Origin of the sequence: Phaeovulum veldkampii DSM 11550 (genome assembly GCF_003034995.1) — a bacterium.
GTDB lineage: Bacteria > Pseudomonadota > Alphaproteobacteria > Rhodobacterales > Rhodobacteraceae > Phaeovulum > Phaeovulum veldkampii.
Map to the genome: position 1 here is coordinate 44796 of NZ_PZKF01000014.1, position 24522 is coordinate 69317.

The following is a 24522-nucleotide window of genomic DNA, read 5'->3' on the forward strand; positions in this document are numbered from 1 at the left end:
CGTTAAGGGGGCGTCCACCCTTGCCCGACTCTGCAATCTGGTGTCTAGTTTCGCAATGACTGTCAGCCAAAGTTTACACCCCGCCGGCCTGCCTCAGCCCCGCGCCATGCTGGAGCTGATCAAGCCCGTCACCTGGTTCCCGCCGATGTGGGCCTATCTCTGCGGTGTCGTTTCCGCGGGGGTGCCCCTGTCGGGCCATTACTTCGTGGTGGCGCTGGGCGTCATTCTGGCCGGCCCCATCGTCTGCGGCATGAGCCAGGCCGCCAACGACTGGTGCGACCGGCATGTGGATGCCATCAACGAGCCGAACCGCCCGATCCCCTCGGGGCGCATTCCGGGGCGCTGGGGCCTTTATATCGCCCTGATCATGAGTGTTCTGGCACTGGCTGTGGGCTGGTTTCTTGGCCCTTGGGGCTTTGGCGCCACGGTGGTCGGCGTGCTGGCGGCCTGGGCCTATTCGGCCGAGCCGGTGCGGCTGAAGAAATCGGGTTGGTGGGGGCCGGGCCTTGTGGGCCTGTCCTACGAGGGTCTGCCGTGGTTCACCGGCGCTGCCGTTCTGTCGGCGGGCGCACCGCGGCTGGAAATCGTGATTGTCGCCTTCCTCTACGCGATTGGCGCGCATGGCATCATGACGCTTAACGATTTCAAGGCGCTGGAGGGGGACCGCCAGACCGGCGTGCGGTCGCTTCCGGTGGTGCTGGGCCCCGATGTGGCGGCGCGGCTGGCCTGTATCGTGATGGCGGTGCCGCAGATGCTGGTGATCTCGATGCTGCTGGTCTGGGGCAAGCCTGTCCATGCGGGGATCGTGACACTGGTTCTGTTTGCGCAATTCTGGGCGATGAAGGTTCTGCTGTCCGATCCCAAGGGCCGCGCGCCCTGGTATAATGCCACCGGCGTCACGCTGTATGTTTCGGGTATGATGGTGTCGGCGGTCGCGCTGCGCAATCTGGGAACCTTCTGATGGGCCTGTCCTGGCTCTCCATCGTGCGGCTGGGTATGGTGCAGATGTGCCTTGGCTCGATCGTGGTGCTGACCACCTCGACGCTGAACCGGCTGATGGTGGTGGAGCTGGGGCTGGCCGCGGTGCTGCCCGGCGCGCTGGTGGCGCTGCATTACGCTATTCAGATCACTCGGCCGCAATGGGGCTACAAATCCGACACCGGCGGGCGTCGCACCCGCTGGATCATCGGTGGCATGGCGATTCTGGGTGCTGGGGCCTTTCTGGCGGCGCTTGGTGTGATCGTGATGGAGACGATGCACTGGCCGGGGCTGATCCTGTCAATTTTTGCTTACACCCTGATCGGGATCGGGGTGGGGGCCTCGGGCACCTCGTTGCTGGCGCTTCTGGCTACGTCAACCGCGCCTGCGCGGCGGCCGGCGGCGGCTACGATCACCTGGCTGATGATGATCGCGGGCATTGCCATCACCGCCGCCACCGCGGGCCAGTTTCTGGACCCCTACACCCATGATACGCTGCTGCGGGTGGTGGGGGCCGTGACCGGCGGCGCTGTGGTGCTGACCGCGCTGGCCGTTGCCGGGATCGAGCGTCGCACCAAGCCCGTCGAGCGCGAGGAAGAGGCGACGCCCTTCTGGGATGGTCTGCGCGAGGTTCTGGCCGAACGCAAGGCGCGCAATTTCACCATCTTCATCTTCCTGTCGATGTGCGCCTATTTCATGCAGGAACTGATCCTTGAACCCTATGCGGGGCTGGTGTTCGGCTTTACGCCGGGGCAGTCCACCTCGTTGTCGGGGGCGCAGAACGGCGGTGTTTTTCTGGGCATGGTCACTGTGGGTGTGGCGGCTACCGGCTTTGGTATCGGCAGCCTGCGGGCTTGGGTCGTGGCGGGTTGCATCGGTTCGGCGCTGGCGCTGGTAGGTGTCACTGTGCTGGGGCAGGTCGGGGCCGGCCTGACGCCGATGGTCGTGGCTATGGGCTATTTCAACGGCATGTTTGCCGTCGCCGCGATTGGCGCCATGATGGCGCTGGCGGGCGAGGGGCGCGAGTCGCGTGAGGGCACGCGGGTCGGCCTCTGGGGGGCCTCGCAGGCCATTGCGGCGGGGTTTGGCGGCCTGACCGGGGCCGCAGCGGTTGACATGATGCGCCTGTCGATGGCGGCGCCCGAAGCCTTCGGTGCGGTCTTCCTTGTGGAAGCCGTGCTTTTCATTGTCTCGGCGGTGATGGCCTTCATCATCCTTGACGGGGGCCGCCGCGTTCCCGCCGCCGGGTTCGTTGCGGGAGAATGAGCATGAGCTATGACGTTGTTGTGGTTGGCGGCGGTCCTGCGGGGGCCACGGCGGCGCTGGATCTGGCCAAGGCCGGGCGGCGCGTGGCGCTGATCGACCGGGCAGGGCGGATCAAGCCCTGCGGCGGCGCGATCCCGCCGCGGATGATCCGGGATTTCGACATCCCCGACAGCCAGATCGTGGCGCGCATCCGCACCGCGCGGATGATCTCGCCCACCGGGCGCAAGGTCGATATCCCGATCGAGAATGGCTATGTCGGAATGGTCGACCGCGAACAATTCGACGAATTCCTGCGCGACCGCGCCGCCAAGGGGGGCGCGCAACGCTTTACCGGCACCTTCCTGCGCATCGAACGCGACGAGACCGGCCCCGAGGTGATCTACCGCGACAAGGACTCGGGCGAGGAGCGCCGCCTGCGCACCCGCTTTGTGATCGGCGCTGATGGCGCGAAATCGGTGGTGGGCCGCGCCGAGATTCCGGGCGCGCATGATATTCCCTTCGTGATCGCCTATCACGAGATCGTCGAAGCCCCCGCCAAGACCGCAGATTATGACCCCGAGCGTTGCGACGTGATCTATGACGGCCGCATCTCGCCCGATTTCTACGGTTGGGTTTTCCCGCATGGCAAAACCGCCTCGATCGGCATGGGCACCGGGATCGACGGCGTCGATCTGAAGAAATGCACCGCCGACCTGCGCGCGCAGGCGGGGCTGGTCGATGCCCCGACGATCCGTCGCGAAGGCGCGCCGATCCCGCTGGAGCCGCTGAAGAAGTGGGACAACGGGCGCGATGTGGTGCTGGCCGGCGATGCTGCCGGCGTCGTGGCGCCGTCGTCGGGCGAGGGCATCTATTATGCGATGCTGGGCGGACGGCTGGCCGCGAAAGCCTGCGAATCTGCGCTTAAAACCGGCAAGGCCGGCGATCTGGCGCAGGCGCGTTACTGGTTCATGAAGGACAACAAGACGACCTTCCGCGCGCTGCGTTCGATGCAGGATGCCTATTACAAGAACGACGAGCGCCGCGAACGCTTTGTCAGCCTGTGCCACGACAAGGACGTGCAGCGCCTGACCTTCGAGGCTTATATGAACAAGAAGCTGGTAAACGCCCAGGTCATGGCGCATCTGAAGATCGGGGTGAAGAACGTGGCCCACCTGATGGGCATCGTGAAACCGACCTGGACATGACCGAGATGATCCCGGCCTGGGTGAACGGCACGCTGACCCCGGTAGAAAAGCTGGAGGTGCACCAGAAGGGCCTGCGTCACAAGGCAATTTCCGTGTTTGTCATGGCCGGGACCAAGGTTCTGATCCAGCAGCGCGCGCTGTCGAAATACCACACGCCGGGGCTGTGGGCCAACACCTGCTGCACCCATCCGCATTGGGGCGAAACCTCGGCCGATTGCGCTGCGCGTCGCCTGCGCGAAGAGCTTGGCATCACCGGGCTTGACCTGCGGTTGGCCGAACAGGTCGAATACCGCGCCGATGTGGGCGGCGGCCTGACCGAGCATGAGGTGGTCGATATCTTTCTGGCCGAGGCAGCCAAGGATCTGGCGCAGGCCCTGAATCCGGTCGAAGTGGCGGCGACGCGCTGGGTTGATCTGGCCCAACTGGCCCAGGAAACGCTGGCTGCGCCCGAACGGTTTACGCCCTGGTTGCGGATTTATCTCGCGGATCATTCCGAAAAGATCTTTGGCGCGGCGGTCTAGCGCGCCGCACCTGGGTCGCTTTAGCGCGCCAGCGTGCGCGCCAGAAACGCCTCGATCAGCGCGGCGACCTCGGCGGGGGCCTCTTCGTGCACGAGATGGCCATAGCGCTCCATCTCGGTGAATTCGGCTGCCGTCATGCCGCTTGCGGCACGGCGGGCCACATCGGGCGGCACCGCCTTGTCGCGCGCGCCAGTGATGAACAGCGTGGGCTGCGTGATGCCCGGCAAGCTGGCCAGCAACTCATCCAGCCGCCATTGCGCCATCATCGCCAGCGCCCCGTCCACATGCCCCGGATCGCGGATCAGCGTCAGATACTGGCTCAGCCCGTCATCATCCAGTGCCGATCCGGTCGAGGTCAGAAGTTCGCGCACCCGCGCCTCACGCCCGGCCATGCGGGAAAACAGCAAGGGCACGATCGGCGCCAGCGCCAACATCTTGGCCAGCGCGGGAAACAGCCAACCCGCCACGCCCTGAAAATTTTCCAGCGCAGGGTTGATGCAGACCAGCGCCTGCGGTGGCGTGGGCAGGGTCTGCGCCAGCCGCAACGCAATGGCGCCGCCCGCCGAATGCCCCACCAGCGCCGCGGGTTGCCAGCCCTGATCGGCACACAGCCGCGCGATATCTTCGGCCATCGGGTTCAGCCCGGTGCGCGAGCGTGACCGCAGCCGGGTAAAGCCGTGCCCCGGCAGGTCGGGCGCAATCACGCGATAGTGGCGGGCCAGCAGCGGCATCAGGCTGCGCCACGAATGGGTCGCAGCCCCCGCGCCGTGCAGCAACAGCAGCAGCGGGCCTTGGCCCATCTCTTGCACATGCCACAAATAGGGGCGGCACGAAATCTGCCGCGAGGCTGCCGCATTTGGCCAGTCCGGGGGCAGCAGGGGGCGGCGCGGCGGATGCACCGCCCTAATCCCCCAACGCGCCCGAGATCGCCGCCGACAGGCGGTGCGCATCGGCGCGCGGCAGCGGCACATAGGGCGCGCCCATCACCGCTGCCAGCGCTTTCAGCGCGGGCTGCGGGCGGTTGGCGGTGTCGATCACGATGGCAGGGGTGCCCGATCCGGCGATGACGCGGGCCATCCGCGTGGCCTCGGCCTCGGCGGTGGGGCGGTCGGCGGTGCCATCCAGTGCTATGTTCGCCCGTCCGTCGGTCAACAGCGCGACGGTGGGCGTCATGCCATGCGCACGCGCCATGCCTGCGACCTCCAGCGCCATTTTCAGACCTGCCGCCAGCGGCGTGCCGCCGCCGCCCGGCAGGCCCGCCAGCCGCCGCTTGGTCTGCACCAGCGACCGGGTGGGCGACAGCAACAACTCGGCTCCGGTGCCGCGAAAGGCCACCAGCGCCACGTTGTCGCGCCGGGCATAGGCCTCGGCCAGCAGGATCTCGACTGCGCCCTTGGCCTCGGCCAGACGCGCCATGGCCGACGAGCCAGAGGCATCGACGGTAAAGATCAGCACCCGGTCGGAATTTTCCTGATACCGCTTCAGCCGGATGTCAGAGGCGCGGATCTGCACCTTGAATTCCGGGCGCGGGCTGGTTTCGCGCCGCAGCCGTTGCCACGGGGCGGCGGTGCGCAGCGTGCCGACAAGGTCGATCCGGGCACCGCTGTCCAGCGCGCCGGGGCGCGAGGGCAGGGGGCTGCCACGGCGGTTGCCCTTGCGCGCGGCCCCGGTGCCAGAGGCACCTTTGGCGCTGCGCGCGGCGCGGCCTGCGGCCAGACGGCCCAGCAGGTCGGCGGGCAGGGCGGCGCGGACCGCCTCCAGCAGCAACTCCTCGGGGATGACCATCTCTTCTGGCTTGGCGGTCTCCTGATCCTCGGGCGGCTCGGGGGCCTCTTGCGGATCGGGCGGCGGCGGCGGTGGGGGCTGGTCATCTTCGGGGGCCGGTTCCGGGAAGATGGTGGCGCGGTGGGCATAGACCAGTTCCGCGGCCAGTTGCATGTCGGCCTCGCTGATCTCGTCGGTGCCGCGCAGGGCGGCGGCAGCGCGGGCGGCCGCCAGCGCCAGAAGCGGTGCGCGCAGGCTGGAAATGCCCAGCGCCGCAGCGGTGCGGGTCAGCATGGCCAGCGCGCCCTCGGGCAGGCGGACCTGCGCCAGGCGGTTGCGTGCGCAGGCCAGCGCCTCGGCGTCAAAGGTGATCGGGGCGCTTTCCGACCAGGACACCGCGTCCAGATCAAGAAACAGTCCCAGTCGGTCAGTCAGCGCCGAGGGCAGGGTTTCCTCGGGGGTGGCGCCTTCATCCAGCGCAATCAGCGACAGGCCCGGCGCATCGAGCGCCGTGCCCAACCGCGCCGCAAGCCCCGCGGGCGCACGTTCGGCCATGGTCAGCACCAGTGCCGCCGGGTCGGCCAGCAGGCCGCGCCCGCGCACCGGATGGCCCGCTGCAAGCGTCGCCGCCAGATCAAGCCCGCCATAAAGCGCATCATCGCCGATGAACGGGTGCATCTTGCGCACCGGCAGCGGCAGCGCCGCCAGCGCCGTCGTCACCCGGTCGCGCACCGCGCCTGCACGGGCGCGCAACCACAGGCCCTTCAGGCCCGCCGGGTCAACCGACAACAGCGCAATCGCCTTTTCGGCGCGCGCCCATGGGTCAAGCGGTTCGGTCAGGGCAACACCTCGGTGATCGTGCGCTCCACCCTGATGGTCGAGCCTGCCTCGTCCAGCGGGTCGCGGCGCAGCCGGTGGCGCAGCGCCGAGGGCGCCACACGCTTGAGGTGATCGCGGGTGACGGTGTCTGCGCCCTCAAAGGCCGCCAGCGCGCGGGCGGCACGCAACAACGTCAGTTCGCCGCGCAGACCGTCAGAGCCAAGCGCGATGCACAGCGCCGCGCAATCGTGCAGGACGGTATTCGGCGTCTTCAGCTTGGGCAACAGGTCGCGTGCGGCCAGGATCTTTTCGCGCAGCACGTCATCCTTGGGCAGCCATTCCGCCAGGAAATTGGCGCGGTCGTTTTCATAGGCGTCACGGCGCCCGATTACCTCGACGCGGGTTTCGATGTCGCGCGGGCTGGTCACCTCGACCGACAAGCCAAAGCGGTCAAGAAGCTGCGGACGCAGTTCGCCCTCTTCGGGGTTGCCCGAGCCGACCAGCACGAACCGCGCCGGGTGGCGGATCGACAGCCCCTCGCGTTCGACCACGTTTTCGCCTGATTGCGCCACGTCCAGCAGCAGGTCAACGATGTGATCCTCCAGCAGGTTGACCTCGTCGATATACAGATAGCCGCGGTTGGCGCGCGCCAGCAGCCCCGGTTCAAACGCCTTTTCGCCGCGGGTCAGGGCGCGTTCGATATCCAGCGCGCCTACCACGCGGTCTTCGGTCACGCCCAGCGGCAGGTCGATGACCGGCGTAGGGCGTTGCACCAGAGCCTTGGAATGAACCGCGGCCCAAGCCGGGCAATCCTCCGGCCGGGCCGAGTTGACCGGGCACCCCTCTACCGCCGTGATCTCTGGCAAGAGGGCCGCCAGCGCGCGGACAATGGTCGATTTGCCGGTGCCACGGTCGCCAAAGACCAGAACACCGCCAATACCAGGGTCGATGGCCGTCAGGACCATCGCCTGTTTCATTTCGTCCTGTCCGACGATGGCGGTAAAGGGGAACGGGTGCTTCATGCGGCTTCCTTCTTGTCCTTCCGCTCTTTCGGTGCCTTGGGCGCCGGCTGTTTCAGCCGTTCGAGCGGATCCTTGCCTTCCCAGGTGCCCTCCGACCCGATCAGCCGGAAACGGGCAAACATGTATTCGACCAACCAGTCAAGTTTGTAGGCGTCGCGCAGGGCGATCCCGTGGGGCGTATTCCCGCGGGCAAATGCGTTCATCGTCGTGCTGTCAGGCCAGATCGAGAAGGTGGCCTGATACAGCACCGGCCATTCGCCCAGCCCGATCTTGAAGATCACGTTGGGGTCGGCGGCGACCATTTCCTGAATCTTGGGCACGCGCTGCCAGAAATCCGGCGTCTTGCGGAACTTGATCTGCGCACGGGTGAGGGCGACCATCGGGCCGTCGATCACGGCGTTCGATTCGTACTTGCCGGTTTCGAACGGAACCTTGCGGCCCCATTTGCCCTTGGCGGCGGTGGGTTCCAGATAGCAGGTCCAGTTTTCCGAGGCATTGCTGCGCCAGTTGTTGAACACCCATTCCTTGGCCAGACGCTCGCGCGCGGTGGCCTCGTCATCCCAGACGGTCAGAATGCCCCAGACCGCGGTGTTCGGGCTGGGCGTAAAGCCCGCATCCGACCCGGTGCCCAGCAGTTTGTAGAATTTCAGCCCCGGTATCTGCCGCAGCGAAAGCCGCGCAAGCGCCATCTGCCCCAGCACCCAAAGGCGCCCGGTGACAGTGGGAAAACGGAAAAGGCTGAGACAGACGGTTGTCATGGCGTACTCCCGATTGCGTGTGTAAACCCAATCTGACAGGTTTGCACAAGGGAAGAAAGCACATCCGGGTCGTTGCGGCTGCGGCATGATGGTTTATTGTAAAGGCAACTGGACAGGTTATCGTAGGAATCATGCAAACAAACACGCCCCCCCGCGCCGCCGTTTCCAACGAAAAATCCGTATCGACCGCCATCGTCATCGGTGCTGGCATGGGTGGCCTGGCAGCCGCCATGCGGCTGGGCGCCAAGGGCTATCAGGTCACCGTGATCGACCGGCTGGACATGCCCGGCGGGCGCGGCAGCTCCATTTCCATGGGTGGCCACCGCTTTGATCTGGGGCCGACCATCGTGACCGTGCCGCAGGAATTGCGCGCGCTCTGGGCGCTGTGCGGGCGCGATTTCGACAAGGATGTGGATCTGCGCGCGATTGACCCGTTCTACGAGATCACCTTCCCCGACGGGTCGAAATTTACCGCCAGCCAATCCACCGAAAAGATGCGCGCCGAAGTGGCGCGGCTGTCGCCGGGCGATCTGGCGGGCTATGACAAATTCCTGAAAGACAGTGAAAAGCGTTATAGTTTCGGCTTCGAGAATCTCGGCCGCCGTTCGATGCACGAGCTGTGGGAACTGATCAAGGTGCTGCCCACCTTCGGCATGCTGCGCGCCGACCGCTCGGTGTTTGCTCATGCCAGATCGCGTGTGAAAGACCCGCGGTTGCAGATGGCGCTGTCGTTCCACCCGCTGTTCATCGGCGGCGACCCGCTGCATGTCACGTCGATGTATATTCTCGTCAGCTTCCTCGAAAAGGAATACGGCGTGCACTATGCGATGGGCGGCGTGGCGGCGATTGCCAAGGCGATGGCGGGCGTGATCGAATCGCAGGGTGGTCGGTTTGTGTTCGGTGCCGAGGCGGATGAAATTCTGGTCCGCGGTGGCCGTGCTGCGGGCGTCAAGCTGACTGACGGGCGCGAGATGATGGCCGATATCGTGGTGTCGAATGCCGATGCCGGCCATACCTATGACCGCCTGCTGCGCAACCATGCCAAGAAACGCTGGACCCCGGCCAAGCTGAAACGCACGCGCTGGTCGATGGGGCTGTTCGTCTGGTATTTCGGCACCAAAGGCACCCGCGACATGTGGCAGGACGCAGGCCAGCACACCATCGTTTCGGGGCCGCGCTACGAGGGTCTGCTGGACGACATCTTCATGAAGGGCAAGCTGGCCGAGGACATGAGCCTTTATGTCCACCGGCCCTCGGTGATCGACCCGTCTTGCGCGCCTGCGGGCGACGACACCTTCTACGCGCTGTCGCCGGTGCCGCATCTGGGGCATGACAACGGGGTGAACTGGTCGGAAATGGCCGAAACCTACAAGGCCAGCGTGCTGAAGGTGCTGGATGAACGGCTGTTGCCGGGGCTGGCCGACCGGCTGACCGACAATCAGGTGGTGTTCACGCCCGAAACCTTCCGTAGCCGCTATCTCAGCCCGGTGGGGGCCGGCTTCTCGATCGAGCCGCGGATCTTTCAGTCGGCGTGGTTCCGTCCGCACAACATTTCCGAAGAGGTGCCGGGGCTCTATCTTGTCGGTGCGGGCACCCATCCGGGGGCTGGCGTTCCGGGGGTGATTTCGACCGCGCAGGTCATGGATACGCTGGTGCCGCCCGCGCCGCGCCCGATGCCGCGCGCCGGGGCAGGGGCTGATCGTCTGGTGGCCGAATGATCGCTGCCGCCGATCTGGAGCATTGCCGCGAGGCGATCCGCACCGGGTCGCTGTCGTTTCATGCGGCCAGCCGGGTGCTGCCCGACCGGGTGCGCAACCCGGCGCTTGCGCTCTATGCCTTTTGCCGGGTGGCCGATGACGCGGTGGATGACGGCATCGACAAGACATCCGAGGTTCTGGGCCTGCGCGACCGGCTTGATCTGGTCTATTCGGGCCGCCCGCGCAACGCGCCCGCAGACCGGGCCTTTGCCGCCGTTGTCGAGGAATTTGACATGCCGCGCGCCTTGCCTGAGGCGCTGCTGGAAGGGTTTGCCTGGGATGCCGTCGGGCGGCGCTATGACACGCTGTCGGGCGTGTTCGACTATTCCGCCCGTGTCGCGGCCGCCGTGGGCGTGATGATGTGTGTGCTGATGCGTGTGCGCGACCCCGATGCACTGGCGCGGGCCTGCGATCTGGGCTTGGCGATGCAGTTGACCAACATCGCCCGCGATGTGGGCGAGGATGCGCGTGCCAACCGCATCTTTTTGCCGCTGGACTGGTTCGCCGAGGCCGGGGTGGACCCTGAGGCGTTTCTGGCCGACCCCCGCCCCAATCCTGTGATCCGCGACATGACGCGGCGCCTGCTGGGCGTGGCCGAGGGGCTTTATGCCCGGTCCGCCGCCGGTGTGCCCTCGCTGCCCCTGAGCTGCCGCCCCGGCATCTTTGCCGCAGGCTCGATCTATGCCGGGATCGGCGCTGCGGTTGCGCGCAACAACCATGACAGTGTGACGCAGCGCGCCTGCACCGGTTCTTCGCGCAAGATGTGGTGGCTGGCTCAGTCCGTGCTGCGCGCGCTGGTTTCGACCGTGACGCCGCAGTCGGCCTTTGTTCATGCCCGGCCTGAACCCGAGGTGGCCTTTCTTGTCGATGCGGCCGCGCATCAAAAGACCACCTTCAGCCGGAGTGATGCTCTTCTGGCCGTTTTGGCCCAACTCGAGGCGCGCGACCGCGCCCGCTTCAACCGCAGACTGGACGCGCGCCGGGCCTGATGTCCGCCGCGTCCCAAAGACCGGAGACGCGAGATGGACTTCGAGACGTTAAAGGCGACGCTGACCGAAACGCTCCAGGCCGACTGGATGCTGTTCTTTACCTTCCTGCTGGCCTGCGGCGCGGCCGCCACGACCGGCGCCGTGTTCAAGCCCGGCGCGTGGTATGCCAGCCTTGCCAAGCCGTGGTGGACGCCGCCGAACTGGCTGTTTCCGCTGGCATGGTTCACACTGTATATTCTGATGTCCTTTGCCGCGATGCGGGTTGCGCCGCTGGAAGGTTCGGCTCAGGCGATGGCGCTGTGGTCGGTGCAGATCGCCTTCAACACGCTGTGGACGCCGATTTTTTTTGGGCTGAAACGGATGTTCGGCGGGCTGATCGTGATCGTGTTCCTGTGGTCGTCGGTTGCGGCCACGGCTTGGACGTTCTGGCAGCTTGACCCGATCGCCGGCGGTCTGATGGCGCCCTATGTGCTGTGGGCCACGATCGCGGCTTTGCTGAACCTGTCGGTCTGGATGATGAACCTGACCGGCCCGCGCGGCGAGAAAGTGGCGATGAAGCGCGCGGCCAAAGCCCGTGCTGCCGAAGAAAAGGCGATCAAGGTGGCCGAACGCGCCCGCGCCGAGGAAGAGAAGGTTCTGGCCCGCCGCAAGGCCGCGCTGGAGGCCGCCGAAGCCCAGAAAGCGGTCGCCGCCAAAGCCGCCGCCGACAAGGCAGAGGCTGACAAGACCGTTGCCGCCGTCACCGACAAGCCGCAGGGCGCCCCCGCGGAATGACAAAACGGCCCGGACGGTTCTGTCTGAAACCGTCCGGGCCACGCCCTGCCTTCAGGTCCGGGCCGGTCAGTCGCAGAAGGTCCAGCCCGCCCGACGCGGCACCCGCACCGCGATCATCGGCTTGATCAGGGCCGAACCGTAGCGGCGCAGGTCCAGCGCCTCATGCACGCCGACGCTGCGCTGCCCGCCGATCTGCGTTTCCACCAGCGAGCGCGAATAGAACGGCGCATCCAGCATCGCCATCACCTGCCGCGGCTGAAACCCGGCATCGGCGCGGGTGTCGCGTTTCACCGCCCAGGCGGTGCGGGCGAAATGGGTCTGTGGCGGCAGATCCTCGATCAGCGCCACCTCACCCGTCTTGCTGACATTGATCCCGAAACCGAAGGTCGATCCATCGGTGCGCACACCGTCATAGAAGCAGGCTGCCCCCTCGGCGGTGGGAAACCGGCCCCAGGTCCAGAAGCGGAAATCGTCTTCCAGCGCGGCAAGGCCAAAGTTGGCGTCGAAATAGCCGTGTCCTTTCCAGCGGTGGCCCTGGGTCAGGTCAACCTCGATATCGGCGGTGGGGGCGAAGGGGCGCCAGATGTGGCTGCCATCCGGCGTCAGTGCCACCTCTACATTGGTGACAGCCGAGGGCGTCAGCGTGATTGTGCCGCGCACCCGCGATACCTTGGGCAGTGCCGAAATTTCTTCGACCTCGACGATCAGTTGCCGCCCCGTCCAGTGCATCCGGCTGGGGCCGACCTGAAGGGTGTCGGGCGACTGGCGCAGCGCGCTGCGGCCCCGGTCGGTCATCGTAAAACGGCCGCCGGGGCCGTAGGTCACCACGTTGATGCAGCAGTGATCCTCGGGGTCTTTGCGGCCAGACCAGCGATACCACGGCGAAAACACCGAGCCGATGAAACCGATCACCGAAACCGCCTTGTCGCCTTCATCCGACACGCCATCCAGATACCACCAGGCATAGCCGTTCGGCGGAACCTCTAGATTGAAGCAAGGTCTTTCAGAATCGCCTCGGCCGCGTGCCTGCCGGAGAGCGTGGCCATCGGCACGCCCGCCCCCGGATGTGCCCCGCCCCCCGCCAGATATAGCCCCGCCACCTTGCTGCGCGCCCTTGGCCGCGCCATCGAGGCCAGCAGGCCATGCGGGCTCCGCCCGTAGAGGGAACCTTGTGAGGCCGGGAATATCTGCGCGAATTCCGCGGGCGCCGTCACGGCTGTCGTGTCCGGCCTCGGGCTGAACGTCAGGCCGAAGCGTTCCAGCCGGTCGAAGGTTTGTGTCAGGCATCGCTCTTTCTCATTCTCGGCCATGGCCGTCATCGGGGGCGCATTCATGATGATCTCGAACCGCTCCAGCCCGACAGGGGGCACGAGGTCGCGGCGATCCTGCGCGCAGATGTAGAGCGTGGGGTCATCGGGGGGAAGGCCACGCTGAACGGGAAGAAACTCGCGTTCCGGATCGGCGCAAAAGAACAGGTTGTGATGCACCATCTCGGGGCCTTTCGGCTCGGCGGCAAAGGCCCAGACCCAGGCCGCCAGGCTGCGCGGCTCGACCGCGCTGCGCGCAACGGCGCCGCGCGTGGCCTCGCCCAGCAGGCCGGTATAAAGCGCCGCGGGATCGCCGTTGAACACCACCAGATCGGCCGCGACATGTTCGCCGCTGGCCAGCTCTGCCCCCGTCACGCGGCCCGCCTTTGTGACGATCCGCGCCACCGGCGCGTTGTAGCGAATGGCGCCGCCCCTGGCCTCGATCAGCCGGGCGATGGTGGCCGCCAGCCGGTGCATTCCCCCGTCAACGGCCCAGACGCCCGCCGCCTCGGCCCGCCAGACCAGCGTCAGCACCGCTGGCGACAGATAGGGGGTGCCGCCGACATAGGTTGCATAGCGACCGAAAAGTTGGCGCAGCCGCGCATCGTCAAAGATCGCCTTGGCCGCGCGCGCCAGCGTGACGCCCGGCATCAGCAGCGGCCATACCTTGGGCCGCACCGCCGCAGCGCGCAGGATCGCCAGCGTTTCAGGCTCGCCCGCGCGCATCATGGGCAGGTCGAACGCCTCGAACAGCTGCCGCGACAGCGCGTCGAAGCGGCGGAAATCGGCCTCGGCCCGCGCGCCGCCAAAGCTGCGGATCGCGGCGGCGTTCGTCTCGGTATCGGTGGTCAGGTCGAGCGTGGACCCGTCGGGCCACCAGTGCCGCGCCAGAACCGCCTGCGGGATCAGCCGCAGGTGATCGTCCAGCCGTTCACCCGCGGCGGCAAAGAGATCGTCGAACACATCGCGCAGCGTCAGCACAGTGGGCCCGGCATCGACCGGCCCCGCGACGCTGTCGAAGGTGCGCATCTTGCCGCCCGGCGCGGCCCGCGCCTCCAGCACTGTCACCGCATGACCTGCACAAGCCAGCCGCAGGGCTGCGGCAAGACCGCCCATGCCCGCGCCGATGACCATGATTTTCTTGCCCGAAGGCGTGTTGACTGTCTTGTTCATGTCGCGGGATTGTTGACTCGGCGGGGGCAACTGTCCAGTATGATTTACAGTTCAGGTGTAACCCTGGCGTTACACTGTTTCCGCAGAAAATCCCGTGAAAGGGGCGGCTATGGCACTGGAAACTCGGATCGAAGCGGCGATTGCGGAAGCCATCGCCATGGGGCAGGGCGGCGATTGCGCCGGGGGGTGCGTCGCTCCGCCGCGGCTTGCATCGGCTCTGCATTACGCGGTCACGCCCGGTGGCGCGCGGATTCGCCCCACGATCCTGCTGAGCGTGGCGATGGCCTGCGGCGACGACAGGCCGGTGCTGTCGAATGCCGCCGCCGCCGCGCTGGAGCTGATCCATTGCGCCAGTCTGGTGCATGACGATCTGCCCAGCTTTGACGATGCCGACACTCGCCGCGGCAAGCCCACGGTGCATCTGGCCTATAACGAACCGCTGGCCGTGCTGGCAGGCGACAGCCTGATCGTGCTGGCCTTCGACGTGCTGGCCAAGGCCGCCGAGCAAGACCCGCGGCGCGGGCTGGCGCTGATCCGCTCGCTGGCCTGCCGCACCGGCATGCCGATGGGCATTTGCGCCGGGCAGGGCTGGGAAAGCGAGGCCGAGGTCAACCTGTCGGCCTATCATCAGGCGAAAACGGGCGCGCTGTTCATTGCGGCCACGCAGATGGGCGCGATTGCCGCCGGGCAGGAGCCCGAGCCGTGGACGGAACTCGGCGCCCGTATCGGCGAGGCGTTCCAGGTCGCCGACGACCTGCGCGACGCGCTTTATGATGCCGACACGCTGGGCAAACCCGCGGGCCAGGATGAGGCGCACGCCCGCCCCTCGGCTGTTACCGAATTTGGCGTGCAGGGGGCGATCCGGCACCTGCGCGATATTCTGTCGGGCGCGATTGCCTCGATCCCGTCTTGCCCCGGCGAGGCGATGCTGGCCGAAATGGTGCGCCGCACCGCCGAGCGTATGACACCGGTTGCGCCCTCGACCTCGTCGAAGGTCGCGGGCTGAGATGACCGACAGCGCCGCGCCCGCAGTCGCGCCGACCCTTAGGGGGCGGCTGAACCGGCTGATCGGTTCGCCCCGGTTTCAGGCCCTGATCGCCCGGACGCCGGGCTTGCGTCGGATCAGCCGATCCGAAGGCGTTGCGATGTTCGATCTGATTTCGGGTTTCGTGCAAAGCCAGTCCTTGCTCGCGCTGGTCGAGTTGCGGGTGCTGCACCGGCTGGTCGATACCCCGGCCGCCCCTGCCGCGCTGGCCGCCGATTGCGGGCTGACCGAACGCCGGATGGCGATTCTGTTGCAGGCGGGCGCCGCGCTGGGGCTGTTGAAGCGTCAACGCGACGGGCGCTTTGCGCTGGCGCAACGCGGCGCGGCCTTTCTCGGCGTGCCGGGGCTGGAGGCGATGGTGCGCCACCACGCGGTTCTGTACAAGGATCTGGCCGATCCGGTCGCCTTTCTGAAGGGTGAAACAGACCCTGGGCTGGCCCAATTCTGGCCCTATGTCTTTGGCGCGGCGGGCGCAGCCGACCCTGAGGTGGTCGCGACATACTCCAACCTTATGGCCGACAGTCAGGCGCTGGTCGCCGCCGACACGCTGGCGCAAGTCGATTTCCGCGGCATCACGCATCTGATGGATGTGGGCGGCGGCACCGGGGCGTTTCTGGCCGCGGTGGGGCAGGCGCATCCGGCGATCCGGCTTAGCCTGTTCGATCTGCCGGTGGTGGTTGAAGGCGCCACTGCGCGCTTTGCCGCGGCGGGGCTGTCGGATCGGGCGACGATTCACCCGGGCAGTTTCCGCGATGATGATCTGCCGCGGGGTGCCGATGCGATCAGCCTTGTGCGGGTGCTGTTTGATCATTCCGACGAAACGGTTGCGGCGCTGCTGAAGCGGGTTTTTGCCGCACTGCCGCCGGGTGGTCGCGTCATCGTGTCCGAGACGATGTCTGGCGGTGCGCATCCCGACCGCACAACCGATGTTTATTTTGCCTTTTACACCGCTGCCATGCGCACCGGACGGGTGCGCTCGGCTGACGAAATCGCGGCGCTTCTGGCGGCGGCCGGGTTTGAAAACGTCCGCGCCCGTTGGGGCTATCGGCCCTTCATCGCCAGCTTTGTGACCGCCCGCAAGCCGGGCATGCAGGCCGCGGCGTGATCTGGCGCGACAGCATGGCATCTGCAGACATGTCTATTTTGATTGACAGTCGGGTCTGTAAGTTTAATGTTACACATGTCGCCGGAAGGGTCGGATCGAGTCCCTGTCGGAATCGGGCACAGCCCCCGCAAAGCTGAGGAGAGCGTCGTGGAAACCACCGCCGTCATCTTGTCCGGGCCAAGGCAGATCGGGGTCGAGTCCCTGTCGCTGATTGCGCCGGGGTCAGGTGATCTGGTGGTGGAAATCGCGCATTCCGGTATCTCGACGGGCACCGAAAAGCTGTTCTGGTCGGGCACAATGCCGCCGTTTCCGGGTATGGGCTATCCGCTGGTGCCGGGCTATGAGGCCGAGGGTGTGGTGATCGAGGCTGGCCCCGAAACCGGGTTCAAGGTTGGCGAGCGGGTCTTTGTGCCGGGCGCCAACTGCTTCAAGCCGCGCGCCGATGGGCCGGTGTTTGGCCTCTTTGGCGGCGCCTCGCATCATCTGGTCACGGCGGCCTCGCGGGTGACGCGGATCGACGCGGGTATGGGTGCCGAGGGCGCGCTGCTGGCGCTGGCCGCCACCGCGCGCCATGCGATCACCGGTTTTGACAAGGCGCTGCCCGATCTGATCGTGGGGCATGGTGTGCTGGGCCGGTTGCTGGCGCGGCTGACCATTGCTGCGGGCGCCCCCGCGCCGACCGTGTGGGAGGTGAACCCCGCGCGGATGGGCGGCGCCACTGGCTATGAGGTGGTTCACCCCGATGCCGACCCGCGCCGCGACTACCGTGCAATCTATGATGCCTCGGGCGACGTGAGGCTGATCGATACGCTGATTGGCCGCATCGCCAAGGGTGGCGAGGTTGTGCTGGCTGGGTTCTACACCGCCCCGATTTCGTTTTCTTTCACGCCCGCCTTCCTGAAAGAGGCGCGGCTGCGCATCGCCGCCGAATGGGCGCCCGAGGACCTGATCGCGACCCGCGCGCTGATCGAGGCGGGCGCCTTGTCGCTGGCGGGCCTTGTGACCCATTGCCGCCCTGCGCAAGACGCGGCTGCGGCCTATGAGACGGCGTTCAACGACCCTGAATGCCTCAAGATGATCCTCGACTGGAAGGCCGCCGCATGACGCTCGATGTTCCCAACCTCAAAGACTTCGACCAGCGTCTGCGCGACGAGGCCAACGAGGAGCCTTCGCTGGAAATCCCGCAGGATCCGCCCTCGAAAAAGACCCAGATCATCGCGATCTATGGCAAGGGTGGCATCGGCAAATCGTTCACGCTGGCCAACCTCAGCCATATGATGGCTGAAATGGGCAAGCGTGTGCTGCTGATCGGCTGCGACCCGAAATCCGACACCACGTCGCTGCTGTTTGGCGGCAAGGCTACCCCCACGATCATCGAAACCTCGACCCGCAAGAAACTGGCGGGCGAAGAGGTCAAGATCGGGGATGTCTGTTTCAAAAGCGGCGGCGTCTATGCGATGGAGCTGGGCGGGCCCGAAGTGGGCCGCGGCTGCGGCGGGCGCGGCATCATCCATGGCTTTGAGCTGCTGGAAAAGCTGGGCTTTCACGACTGGGATTTTGACTATGTGCTGCTCGATTTTCTGGGTGACGTGGTCTGCGGCGGCTTTGGCCTGCCGATCGCCCGCGACATGGCGCAAAAGGTGATCCTGGTCGGCTCGAACGACTTGCAATCGCTTTATGTGGCCAACAACGTCTGCTCGGCGGTGGAATATTTCCGCAAGCTGGGCGGTAACGTGGGCGTTGCGGGGCTGGTCATCAACAAGGACGATGGCACCGGCGAGGCGCAGGCATTCGCCGCCGCCGCCGGCATCCCGGTTCTGGCCGCGATCCCGCAAGACGAGGAACTGCGCCGCAAATCGGCCAACTATCAGATCGTCGGCACTCATGCCGGGTCGTGGGGCGCGCTGTTCGAACAACTGGCCCAGAACGTGGCCGAGGCGCCGCCGCTGCGGCCCCGCCCGCTCAGCCAGGATGGGCTGCTGGCGCTGTTCTCGGCCTCGGAAACCGGCGCCGACGTGGTGCTGGAACCCGCGACCGACGCCGATATGCGCGGCAAGAATGTGGCCGTCAAAGCCTCGCTGGAAGTGGTTTACGACGATGTTTGACTTTGACGAACTGCGCAAATGGGATGAAGGGCTGGCGGCGCTGGCCCGCCGCCGCGCCCCCGCGCAGGAGGACCGGAAATGACCGGCGAGGTGCGCTATGACGCGGCCCATGAGGCCGAGGTAACGGTGGAGGATGCGACTTCCGCTGCAACCTGCGCCACGCCTGGCGCCGATGGGCTGGGCTGCCACTCGCAGGCCGAAATGGCGGCGGCGGCAACGGCCGCGGGCAATGGCGATCTGATCGAACGGTTTCGCGCCGATTATCCGCAAGGCCCGCATGACAAGCCGCAAAGCATGTGCCCCGCCTTTGGCAGCCTGCGCGTGGGGCTGCGGATGCGCCGTGTAGCCACCGTGCTGTCGGGCTCGGCCTGCTGCGTCTATGGCCTGTCTTTCGTCAGCCATTTCTATGGCGCGCGCCGGTCGGTGGGCTATGTGCCCTTCAATTCGGAATCGCTGGTCACCGGCAAGCTGTTCGAAGATATCCGCGACGCGGTTCACCAATTGGCTGATCCCGACCGTTATGATGCGGTTGTTGTGACGAACCTGTGCGTGCCCACCGCCTCGGGTGTGCCGCTGCGGCTGTTGCCGCGCGAAATCAACGGGGTGCGCATCATCGGTATCGACGTGCCTGGCTTTGGCGTGCCCACCCATGCCGAGGCCAAGGATGTGCTGGCCGGGGCAATGCTGAACTATGCCCGGCTTGAGGCCGAGGCGGGGCCAGTGGCCGCGCCGCTGGCGGGGCGGTCGGACCGCCCCACCGTCACGCTGCTGGGCGAGATGTTTCCGGCCGATCCGATGATGATCGGGGCATTGCTGGCGCCCCTGGGGCTGGCTGCGGGGCCGGTTGTGCCGACGCGCGAATGGCGCGAACTTTACGCCGCGCTTGATTGCGGCGCGGTGGCGGCGATCCATCCGTTTTACACCGCCTCTATCCGCGAGTTTCAGGCGGCAGGCCGCCCGGTGATCGGCTCCGCGCCGGTCGGGCTCGATGGCACGGCGGCCTGGCTGAAAGCCGTGGGTGATGCCTTTGGCATTCCCGCCGAGCAGGTGGCCGCCGCGCAAAACGCCTTTTTGCCCGCGATCAAGGCCGCTTATGCGCAGGTTCCGATCAAGGGCACCATCACGCTGTCGGGCTATGAAGGCTCGGAACTGCTGGTGGCGCGTCTGCTGATCGAAAGCGGCGCGAATGTGCCCTATGTCGGCACTGCGACGGGCCGCACCGAATGGTCAGCCGCAGATCGCGACTGGCTGGAATCGCGCGGTGTGGTGGTGAAATACCGCGCCTCGCTGGAGGATGATCTGTCCGCCATGGAGGCGATCCGCCCCGATCTGGCCATCGGCACCACGCCCGTGGTCCAGAAGGCCAAGGCGATGGGCATTCCGGCGCTTTACTTCACCAACCTCATCTCGGCCCGGCCGCTGATGGGGCCGGCGGGGGCGGGCAGCCTGGGGCAGGTGGTGAACACCGCGATTGCGGGCAAGTCCCGGATGGACGGCATGAAAGCCTTTTTTGAAGGCGTGGGTGAGGGCGATACGGCGGGCATCTGGGAAGGCGCACCGAACCTGCGCCCCGATTTCCGCGCCATCCACCAGAAAAAACTCGACAAGGCGGCCCGCGCCGCCAAGGCCGAGGAGATGATCTGATGAGCTTGATCCTAGATCACGACCGGGCAGGGGGCTATTGGGGCGCGGTTTATGCGTTCTGCGCCGTGAAGGGCCTCCAGGTGGTTATCGATGGCCCCGTGGGCTGCGAAAACCTGCCGGTTACCTCGGTGCTGCACTATACCGACGCGCTGCCGCCCCATGAGCTGCCCATCGTCGTCACCGGCCTGGGCGAGGAAGAGCTGGGCCGCGACGGCACCGAGGGGGCCATGTGGCGCGCCTGGAAAACGCTTGATCCGGCGCTGCCTGCTGTGGTGGTCACAGGCTCGATCGCCGAGATGATCGGCGGCGGCGTGACCCCGATGGGCACCAACATCCAGCGGTTTCTGCCACGCACCATCGATGAAGATCAGTGGGAAGCCGCAGATCGCGCGATGACCTGGATTTTCACCGAATTCGGCATGACCAAGGGTCGGATGCCACGTGAAAACCCGCGCCCCGAAGGCGCCAAGCCGCGGGTCAACATCCTTGGGCCGATGTATGGCGTGTTCAACATGGCGTCGGACCTGCACGAGATCCGGCGACTGGTCGAGGGGATTGGGGCCGAGGTCAACATGGTGATGCCGCTCGGTGCCCATGTCGCCGAAATGCGCCATCTGGTAGATGCCGATGTGAACATCGTCATGTATCGCGAATTCGGCCGCGGTTTGGCAGAAGTGTTGGGCAAGCCCTATCTTCAGGCGCCAATCGGGCTTGATTCGACGACAAAATTCCTGCGCAAGCTGGGTGAGATACTTGGGCTGGACCCGGAACCCTTCATTGCGCGTGAAAAACACTCGACACTGAAGCCGTTGTGGGACCTGTGGCGATCCGTCACGCAAGACTTTTTTGCCACCGCATCTTTCGGCATCGTTGCCACCGATACCTATGCAAGGGGTATCCGCAACTACCTCGAAGGCGACTTGGGTCTGCCCTGCGCCTTCGCTGTTTCGCGCAAAAGAGGCGAGAAAACAAATAACGAATCCGTGCGTTCCGCGTTACGCAAGTATCGCCCGCTGATCGTCATGGGGTCGATCAACGAGAAGATTTACCTTGCAGAACTGAAGGGTGGCCACGGCCCGCAGCCTGCTTTCATCCCCGCTTCGTTCCCCGGCGCGGCGATCCGCCGCGCTACCGGAACGCCCATGATGGGCTATGCAGGGGCAGTATGGTTGTTGCAGGAAGTGTGTAACGGGTTGTTCGATGCCCTGTTCCATATCCTGCCTTTGGGGACCGAGATGGACAGTGCCGCCGCCACTCCGACTACGTTGCGCCGGGATTTTCCGTGGGATGCCGATGCGCAGGCCGAGCTGGACCGCATCGTTGCCGAACATCCGATCCTGACCCGTATCAGCGCCGCGCGGGCTTTGCGCGATGCCGCCGAAAAAGCGGCTCTGGAATCGGGTGCCGAGCGGGTTGTGAAAGAAACCGTCGAGGCTCTGCGTGGGCCTGGCTTTGATATGACCAAGGGAGAGACAGCATGACCAATCATGGCGTCGACACTCCGAAGGGGCGCTGCCATCGCGCGTCGCGGGCGGAGTACAAGGTGTTCTTCACCTTGATCTTCATGCTCGCGCTGCCGTTTGCCATTCTTGGCTGGGCTGCGGCCCCGCTGCTGCGTGGTGGCTTCCCGTCCCAGGGCCCGATCGCCCGCGCCCTCGAAGAGGCCGGCTCGATCACGCCGATGATTTTCCTCGCCTGACCAGGCGAGATCGCAGAATTCGCCGCCCGGTTGGGTGGTGGAATTTCGGAAGGGCATTCCGCCCGACCGTAAACCCGGCCGCGGGGTGCGCGGCTTCAGTCTGACGATCCGGAGGATAATATGGCTGACAAAGACCTGAGCTTCACGGGGCTCACCGACCAGCAGGCTCAAGAACTGCATTCCGTGTACCTGCAAGGCATGTGGCTGTTCATCTCGGTGGCCATCGTTGCGCACCTGGCCGTCTTCATCTGGCGTCCGTGGCTCTAAGGGGGATCTGGACATGAGCAAGTTCTACAAAATCTGGCTGATCTTCGATCCGCGTCGCGTGTTCGTCGCTCAAGGCGTGTTCCTGTTCCTGCTGGCGGTGATGATTCACCTGATGCTGCTCAGCAACCCGGGCTTCAACTGGCTGGACATTTCCGGCGTGAAGTACGAGCGCGTGGCTGCCGAATAAGGCAGGCCCTCGCTGTCGCGGGCGGCTCAGGTCGCCCGCGACACCTAGAAATTCGGCATCGATGGTCCCCGAGCACTAGCGCTTCGGGCCGACAGAAAGCGGAGAGAGAAGCATGGCATTGCTCAGCTTCGAACGAAAATACCGCGTGCCGGGCGGCACGCTGATCGGCGGGAACCTGTTTGACTTCTGGGTCGGCCCTTTCTACGTCGGCTTCTTTGGGGTCACTTCAGTATTCTTTGCGGCCCTGGGCACCTTGATGATCCTCTGGGGGGCATCGCTGGGTGATACCTGGAACCCCCTCCTGATCTCGATCAACCCGCCCCCTCTTGAATACGGTCTTGGCGCGGCGCCGCTGCGCGAAGGTGGAATCTGGCAGGTCGTCACGCTGTGCGCGATTGGCGCCTTCGTAAGCTGGGCTATGCGCGAAGTGGAGATCTGCCGCAAACTCGGCATCGGTCTTCACATCCCGTTCGCCTTCAGCTTTGCGATCTTCGCCTACATCACTCTGGTTGTTATCCGTCCGGCGCTGATGGGCGCCTGGGGGCATGGCTTCCAGTATGGTGTCTTCACCCACCTCGAATGGGTGAACAACGTGGGTTACCAATACGGCAACTTCCACTACAACCCGCTGCACATGCTGGGTATCAGCCTGTTCTTCACGACCACGCTAGCGCTTGGTCTGCACGGGGCTCTGATCCTCTCGGCCGCCAACCCAGAAACGGGCAAGGAAATGCGCACTCCGGACCACGAAGACACGTTCTTCCGCGATCTGGTCGGCTATTCGGTCGGGACGCTGGGTATCCACCGTCTGGGTCTGCTGCTTGCCCTGAACGCCGCCTTCTGGAGCGCCATGTGTATCTTGGCTTCGGGCACCGTTTGGTTCGATCAGTGGGTGTTCTGGTGGGATTGGTGGTACAACCTGCCGTTCTGGGCCGATCTGTGAACGGAGGGATGACAAATGGCTGAATATCAAAACATCTTCACTCAGGTTCAAGTCGCCGGCAAACCCGAACTGGGTATGGTCGAAGGCGTGAACCTCGAGAACCGGACCACAGGCACCACCAACTGGCCGATCCTCGGCTGGTTCGGCAACGCCCAGCTTGGCCCGATCTATCTGGGTACGCTGGGCACCATGTCCCTGATCTTCGGGGCCTTCTGGTTCTTCCTGGTGGGCGTCTCGTTCATCATCCAGGCCGATTACAGCCCCGCGTTGTTCCTGCGCGAGCTGTTCCGTGCGGGTCTGTTCCCGCCGGCGCCGGAATACGGGCTGAGCCTGTCGGCTCCGCTGATGGAAGGCGGACTGTGGCTGATCGCATCGTTCTTCCTGATGCTGTCGGTTCTGCTGTGGTGGGCGCGCACCTACAAACGTGCCGCTGACCTCGGCATGGGCAAGCACACCGCCTGGGCCTTTGCGGGCGCTCTGTGGCTGATGTTCGTTCTGAGCTTCTTCCGTCCGATCCTGATGGGGTCGTGGTCGGAGGCGGTTCCCTACGGCATCTTCCCGCACCTGGACTGGACCAACAATTTCTCACTGACCCACGGCAACCTGTTCTACAACCCGTTCCACGGTCTTTCGATCGCGTTCCTCTACGGGTCGACCATGCTGTTCGCCATGCACGGTGCCACCATTCTGGCGGTGTCGCGTCTGGGCGGCGAGCGCGAACTGGAACAGATCGTTGACCGCGGCACCGCGGCCGAACGTGCGGCGCTGTTCTGGCGCTGGACGATGGGCTTCAACGCCACGATGGAAGGTATCCACCGTTGGGGTTGGTGGTTCGCGGTTCTGACCCCGGTTACCGGCGGTATCGGCATCCTGCTCTCGGGCACCGTTGTCGAAGACTGGTCGGTCTGGGCTCAGGTGCACGGCTACAAAGCGCTGAACTGAGAGGAGAGCTGATCATGGCTGAGAAGCATTATCTGGACGGCGCGACCAAAGTCGGCATGGCTACCATGGGTGCCGCGGCGATGGGCAAGGGGATGGGGATCACCGCTGTGGTGTTCTTCGGGACCGTGTTCTTCGTGGTTGCGCTCGCCTTCATCGGGCAGTTCCTGCCGGACCGGTCGCGTGAGGCGCCCTATCCGAACACCATCTTCCAGGTCAACGACATCGACGGGACGGTTGACGGCAAATACACGCGGTTCGCGAACTAAACCTTGG

General features: G+C 65.6%; 24 protein-coding genes and 1 pseudogene. 19 read left to right on the forward strand and 6 right to left on the reverse strand.

Annotation, left to right across the window (positions count from 1 at the left end; all coding sequences use genetic code 11):
- Window positions 1-55: 55 nt before the first annotated feature.
- The 4 genes from chlG to idi are packed head-to-tail and all read left to right on the forward strand — an operon-like array spanning window position 56 to window position 3949.
- Window positions 56-961, forward strand: a complete 906-nt coding sequence (gene chlG / locus C5F46_RS07805; protein WP_168796831.1) for a chlorophyll synthase ChlG — start codon at window positions 56-58, stop codon at window positions 959-961.
- Complete coding sequence (locus tag C5F46_RS07810; protein ID WP_107324806.1) at window positions 961-2244, forward strand: BCD family MFS transporter; 1284 nt, start codon at window positions 961-963, stop codon at window positions 2242-2244. The genes chlG and C5F46_RS07810 overlap by 1 nt, the downstream gene beginning before the upstream one ends.
- A gap of 2 nt (window positions 2245-2246) precedes the next feature.
- The gene (locus tag C5F46_RS07815) at window positions 2247-3428 is read left to right on the forward strand and encodes a geranylgeranyl diphosphate reductase (RefSeq protein ID WP_107324807.1); all 1182 of its coding nucleotides are present in this window, start codon (window positions 2247-2249) and stop codon (window positions 3426-3428) included.
- Window positions 3425-3949 carry an isopentenyl-diphosphate Delta-isomerase gene (gene idi, locus C5F46_RS07820; protein ID WP_107324808.1) on the forward strand — a complete coding sequence of 175 codons (525 nt, stop codon included), beginning with the start codon at window positions 3425-3427 and terminating at the stop codon, window positions 3947-3949. Before C5F46_RS07815 ends, idi begins: the two co-directional genes overlap by 4 nt.
- Before the next feature lie 20 nt (window positions 3950-3969).
- Here the strand turns inward: idi and bchO are convergent, their stop codons facing one another.
- From bchO to crtA, 4 genes are read right to left on the reverse strand one after another with little or no spacing between them, the layout of a single operon-like run.
- On the reverse strand, window positions 3970-4848 hold the full coding sequence (gene bchO / locus C5F46_RS07825; protein WP_235820115.1) for an alpha/beta fold hydrolase BchO: 879 nt from the start codon (window positions 4846-4848) through the stop codon (window positions 3970-3972).
- A gap of 4 nt (window positions 4849-4852) precedes the next feature.
- Window positions 4853-6553 (reverse strand): magnesium chelatase subunit D, encoded by a 1701-nt coding sequence (locus C5F46_RS07830; protein ID WP_107324810.1) that lies wholly within the window; start codon window positions 6551-6553, stop codon window positions 4853-4855.
- Window positions 6550-7554, reverse strand: a complete 1005-nt coding sequence (gene bchI, locus C5F46_RS07835) for a magnesium chelatase ATPase subunit I (protein WP_107324811.1) — start codon at window positions 7552-7554, stop codon at window positions 6550-6552. Before bchI ends, C5F46_RS07830 begins: the two co-directional genes overlap by 4 nt.
- On the reverse strand, window positions 7551-8312 hold the full coding sequence (gene crtA, locus C5F46_RS07840) for a spheroidene monooxygenase (protein ID WP_235820116.1): 762 nt from the start codon (window positions 8310-8312) through the stop codon (window positions 7551-7553). Before crtA ends, bchI begins: the two co-directional genes overlap by 4 nt.
- A gap of 131 nt (window positions 8313-8443) precedes the next feature.
- Between crtA and C5F46_RS07845 the strand changes: the two genes are divergently transcribed.
- From C5F46_RS07845 to tspO, 3 genes and pseudogenes are all read left to right on the forward strand, one after another.
- Window positions 8444-10030: a phytoene desaturase gene (locus C5F46_RS07845; protein WP_107324812.1), complete on the forward strand. Its 1587-nt coding sequence runs from the start codon at window positions 8444-8446 to the stop codon at window positions 10028-10030.
- Window positions 10027-11058: a 15-cis-phytoene synthase gene (gene crtB, locus C5F46_RS07850; protein ID WP_107324813.1), complete on the forward strand. Its 1032-nt coding sequence runs from the start codon at window positions 10027-10029 to the stop codon at window positions 11056-11058. Before C5F46_RS07845 ends, crtB begins: the two co-directional genes overlap by 4 nt.
- 87 nt (window positions 11059-11145) lie before the next feature.
- Window positions 11146-11592: pseudogene (gene tspO / locus C5F46_RS17070) on the forward strand (tryptophan-rich sensory protein TspO); the annotation flags it as partial.
- 306 nt (window positions 11593-11898) lie between these two features.
- Here the strand turns inward: tspO and crtC are convergent.
- Together crtC and crtD are read right to left on the reverse strand one after the other, a co-directional pair.
- Window positions 11899-12774, reverse strand: a complete 876-nt coding sequence (crtC, locus tag C5F46_RS07860; RefSeq protein WP_107324814.1) for a carotenoid 1,2-hydratase — start codon at window positions 12772-12774, stop codon at window positions 11899-11901.
- Between the two features lie 41 nt (window positions 12775-12815).
- Window positions 12816-14312 carry a 1-hydroxycarotenoid 3,4-desaturase CrtD gene (gene crtD / locus C5F46_RS07865; protein ID WP_107324815.1) on the reverse strand — a complete coding sequence of 499 codons (1497 nt, stop codon included), beginning with the start codon at window positions 14310-14312 and terminating at the stop codon, window positions 12816-12818.
- A gap of 109 nt (window positions 14313-14421) precedes the next feature.
- Between crtD and C5F46_RS07870 the strand changes: the two genes are divergently transcribed.
- The 12 genes from C5F46_RS07870 (at window position 14422) to pufX (ending at window position 24515) form a co-directional block, all read left to right on the forward strand.
- Complete coding sequence (locus C5F46_RS07870; RefSeq protein ID WP_107324816.1) at window positions 14422-15318, forward strand: polyprenyl synthetase family protein; 897 nt, start codon at window positions 14422-14424, stop codon at window positions 15316-15318.
- Between the two features lies 1 nt (window position 15319).
- Window positions 15320-16462 carry a methyltransferase gene (locus tag C5F46_RS07875; RefSeq protein ID WP_107324817.1) on the forward strand — a complete coding sequence of 381 codons (1143 nt, stop codon included), beginning with the start codon at window positions 15320-15322 and terminating at the stop codon, window positions 16460-16462.
- Window positions 16463-16609: 147 nt separating this feature from the next.
- A complete protein-coding gene (bchC, locus tag C5F46_RS07880) occupies window positions 16610-17566 on the forward strand; it encodes a chlorophyll synthesis pathway protein BchC (protein WP_107324818.1) in 957 nt (318 codons plus the stop codon).
- Window positions 17563-18567 carry a chlorophyllide a reductase iron protein subunit X gene (locus C5F46_RS07885; protein WP_107324819.1) on the forward strand — a complete coding sequence of 335 codons (1005 nt, stop codon included), beginning with the start codon at window positions 17563-17565 and terminating at the stop codon, window positions 18565-18567. Before bchC ends, C5F46_RS07885 begins: the two co-directional genes overlap by 4 nt.
- A gap of 78 nt (window positions 18568-18645) precedes the next feature.
- A complete protein-coding gene (gene bchY, locus C5F46_RS07890; RefSeq protein WP_107324820.1) occupies window positions 18646-20211 on the forward strand; it encodes a chlorophyllide a reductase subunit Y in 1566 nt (521 codons plus the stop codon).
- Window positions 20211-21692: a chlorophyllide a reductase subunit Z gene (gene bchZ / locus C5F46_RS07895; protein ID WP_107324821.1), complete on the forward strand. Its 1482-nt coding sequence runs from the start codon at window positions 20211-20213 to the stop codon at window positions 21690-21692. The genes bchY and bchZ overlap by 1 nt, the downstream gene beginning before the upstream one ends.
- The gene (pufQ, locus tag C5F46_RS07900; RefSeq protein WP_107324822.1) at window positions 21689-21910 is read left to right on the forward strand and encodes a cytochrome PufQ; all 222 of its coding nucleotides are present in this window, start codon (window positions 21689-21691) and stop codon (window positions 21908-21910) included. Before bchZ ends, pufQ begins: the two co-directional genes overlap by 4 nt.
- Window positions 21911-22030: 120 nt before the next feature.
- A complete protein-coding gene (gene pufB / locus C5F46_RS07905; protein WP_107324823.1) occupies window positions 22031-22177 on the forward strand; it encodes a light-harvesting antenna LH1, beta subunit in 147 nt (48 codons plus the stop codon).
- Window positions 22178-22190: 13 nt separating this feature from the next.
- Complete coding sequence (gene pufA / locus C5F46_RS07910) at window positions 22191-22364, forward strand: light-harvesting antenna LH1, alpha subunit (protein ID WP_107324824.1); 174 nt, start codon at window positions 22191-22193, stop codon at window positions 22362-22364.
- Between the two features lie 112 nt (window positions 22365-22476).
- A complete protein-coding gene (pufL, locus tag C5F46_RS07915; protein WP_107324825.1) occupies window positions 22477-23307 on the forward strand; it encodes a photosynthetic reaction center subunit L in 831 nt (276 codons plus the stop codon).
- A gap of 15 nt (window positions 23308-23322) precedes the next feature.
- Window positions 23323-24249, forward strand: coding sequence for a photosynthetic reaction center subunit M (gene pufM, locus C5F46_RS07920; protein WP_107324826.1), 927 nt, complete (start codon window positions 23323-23325; stop codon window positions 24247-24249).
- 14 nt (window positions 24250-24263) lie between these two features.
- Entirely contained in the window at window positions 24264-24515 is a 252-nt protein-coding gene (gene pufX / locus C5F46_RS07925; RefSeq protein ID WP_107324827.1) for an RC-LH1 core complex protein PufX, read from the forward strand.
- The last annotated feature ends 7 nt before the right edge of the window (window positions 24516-24522 follow it).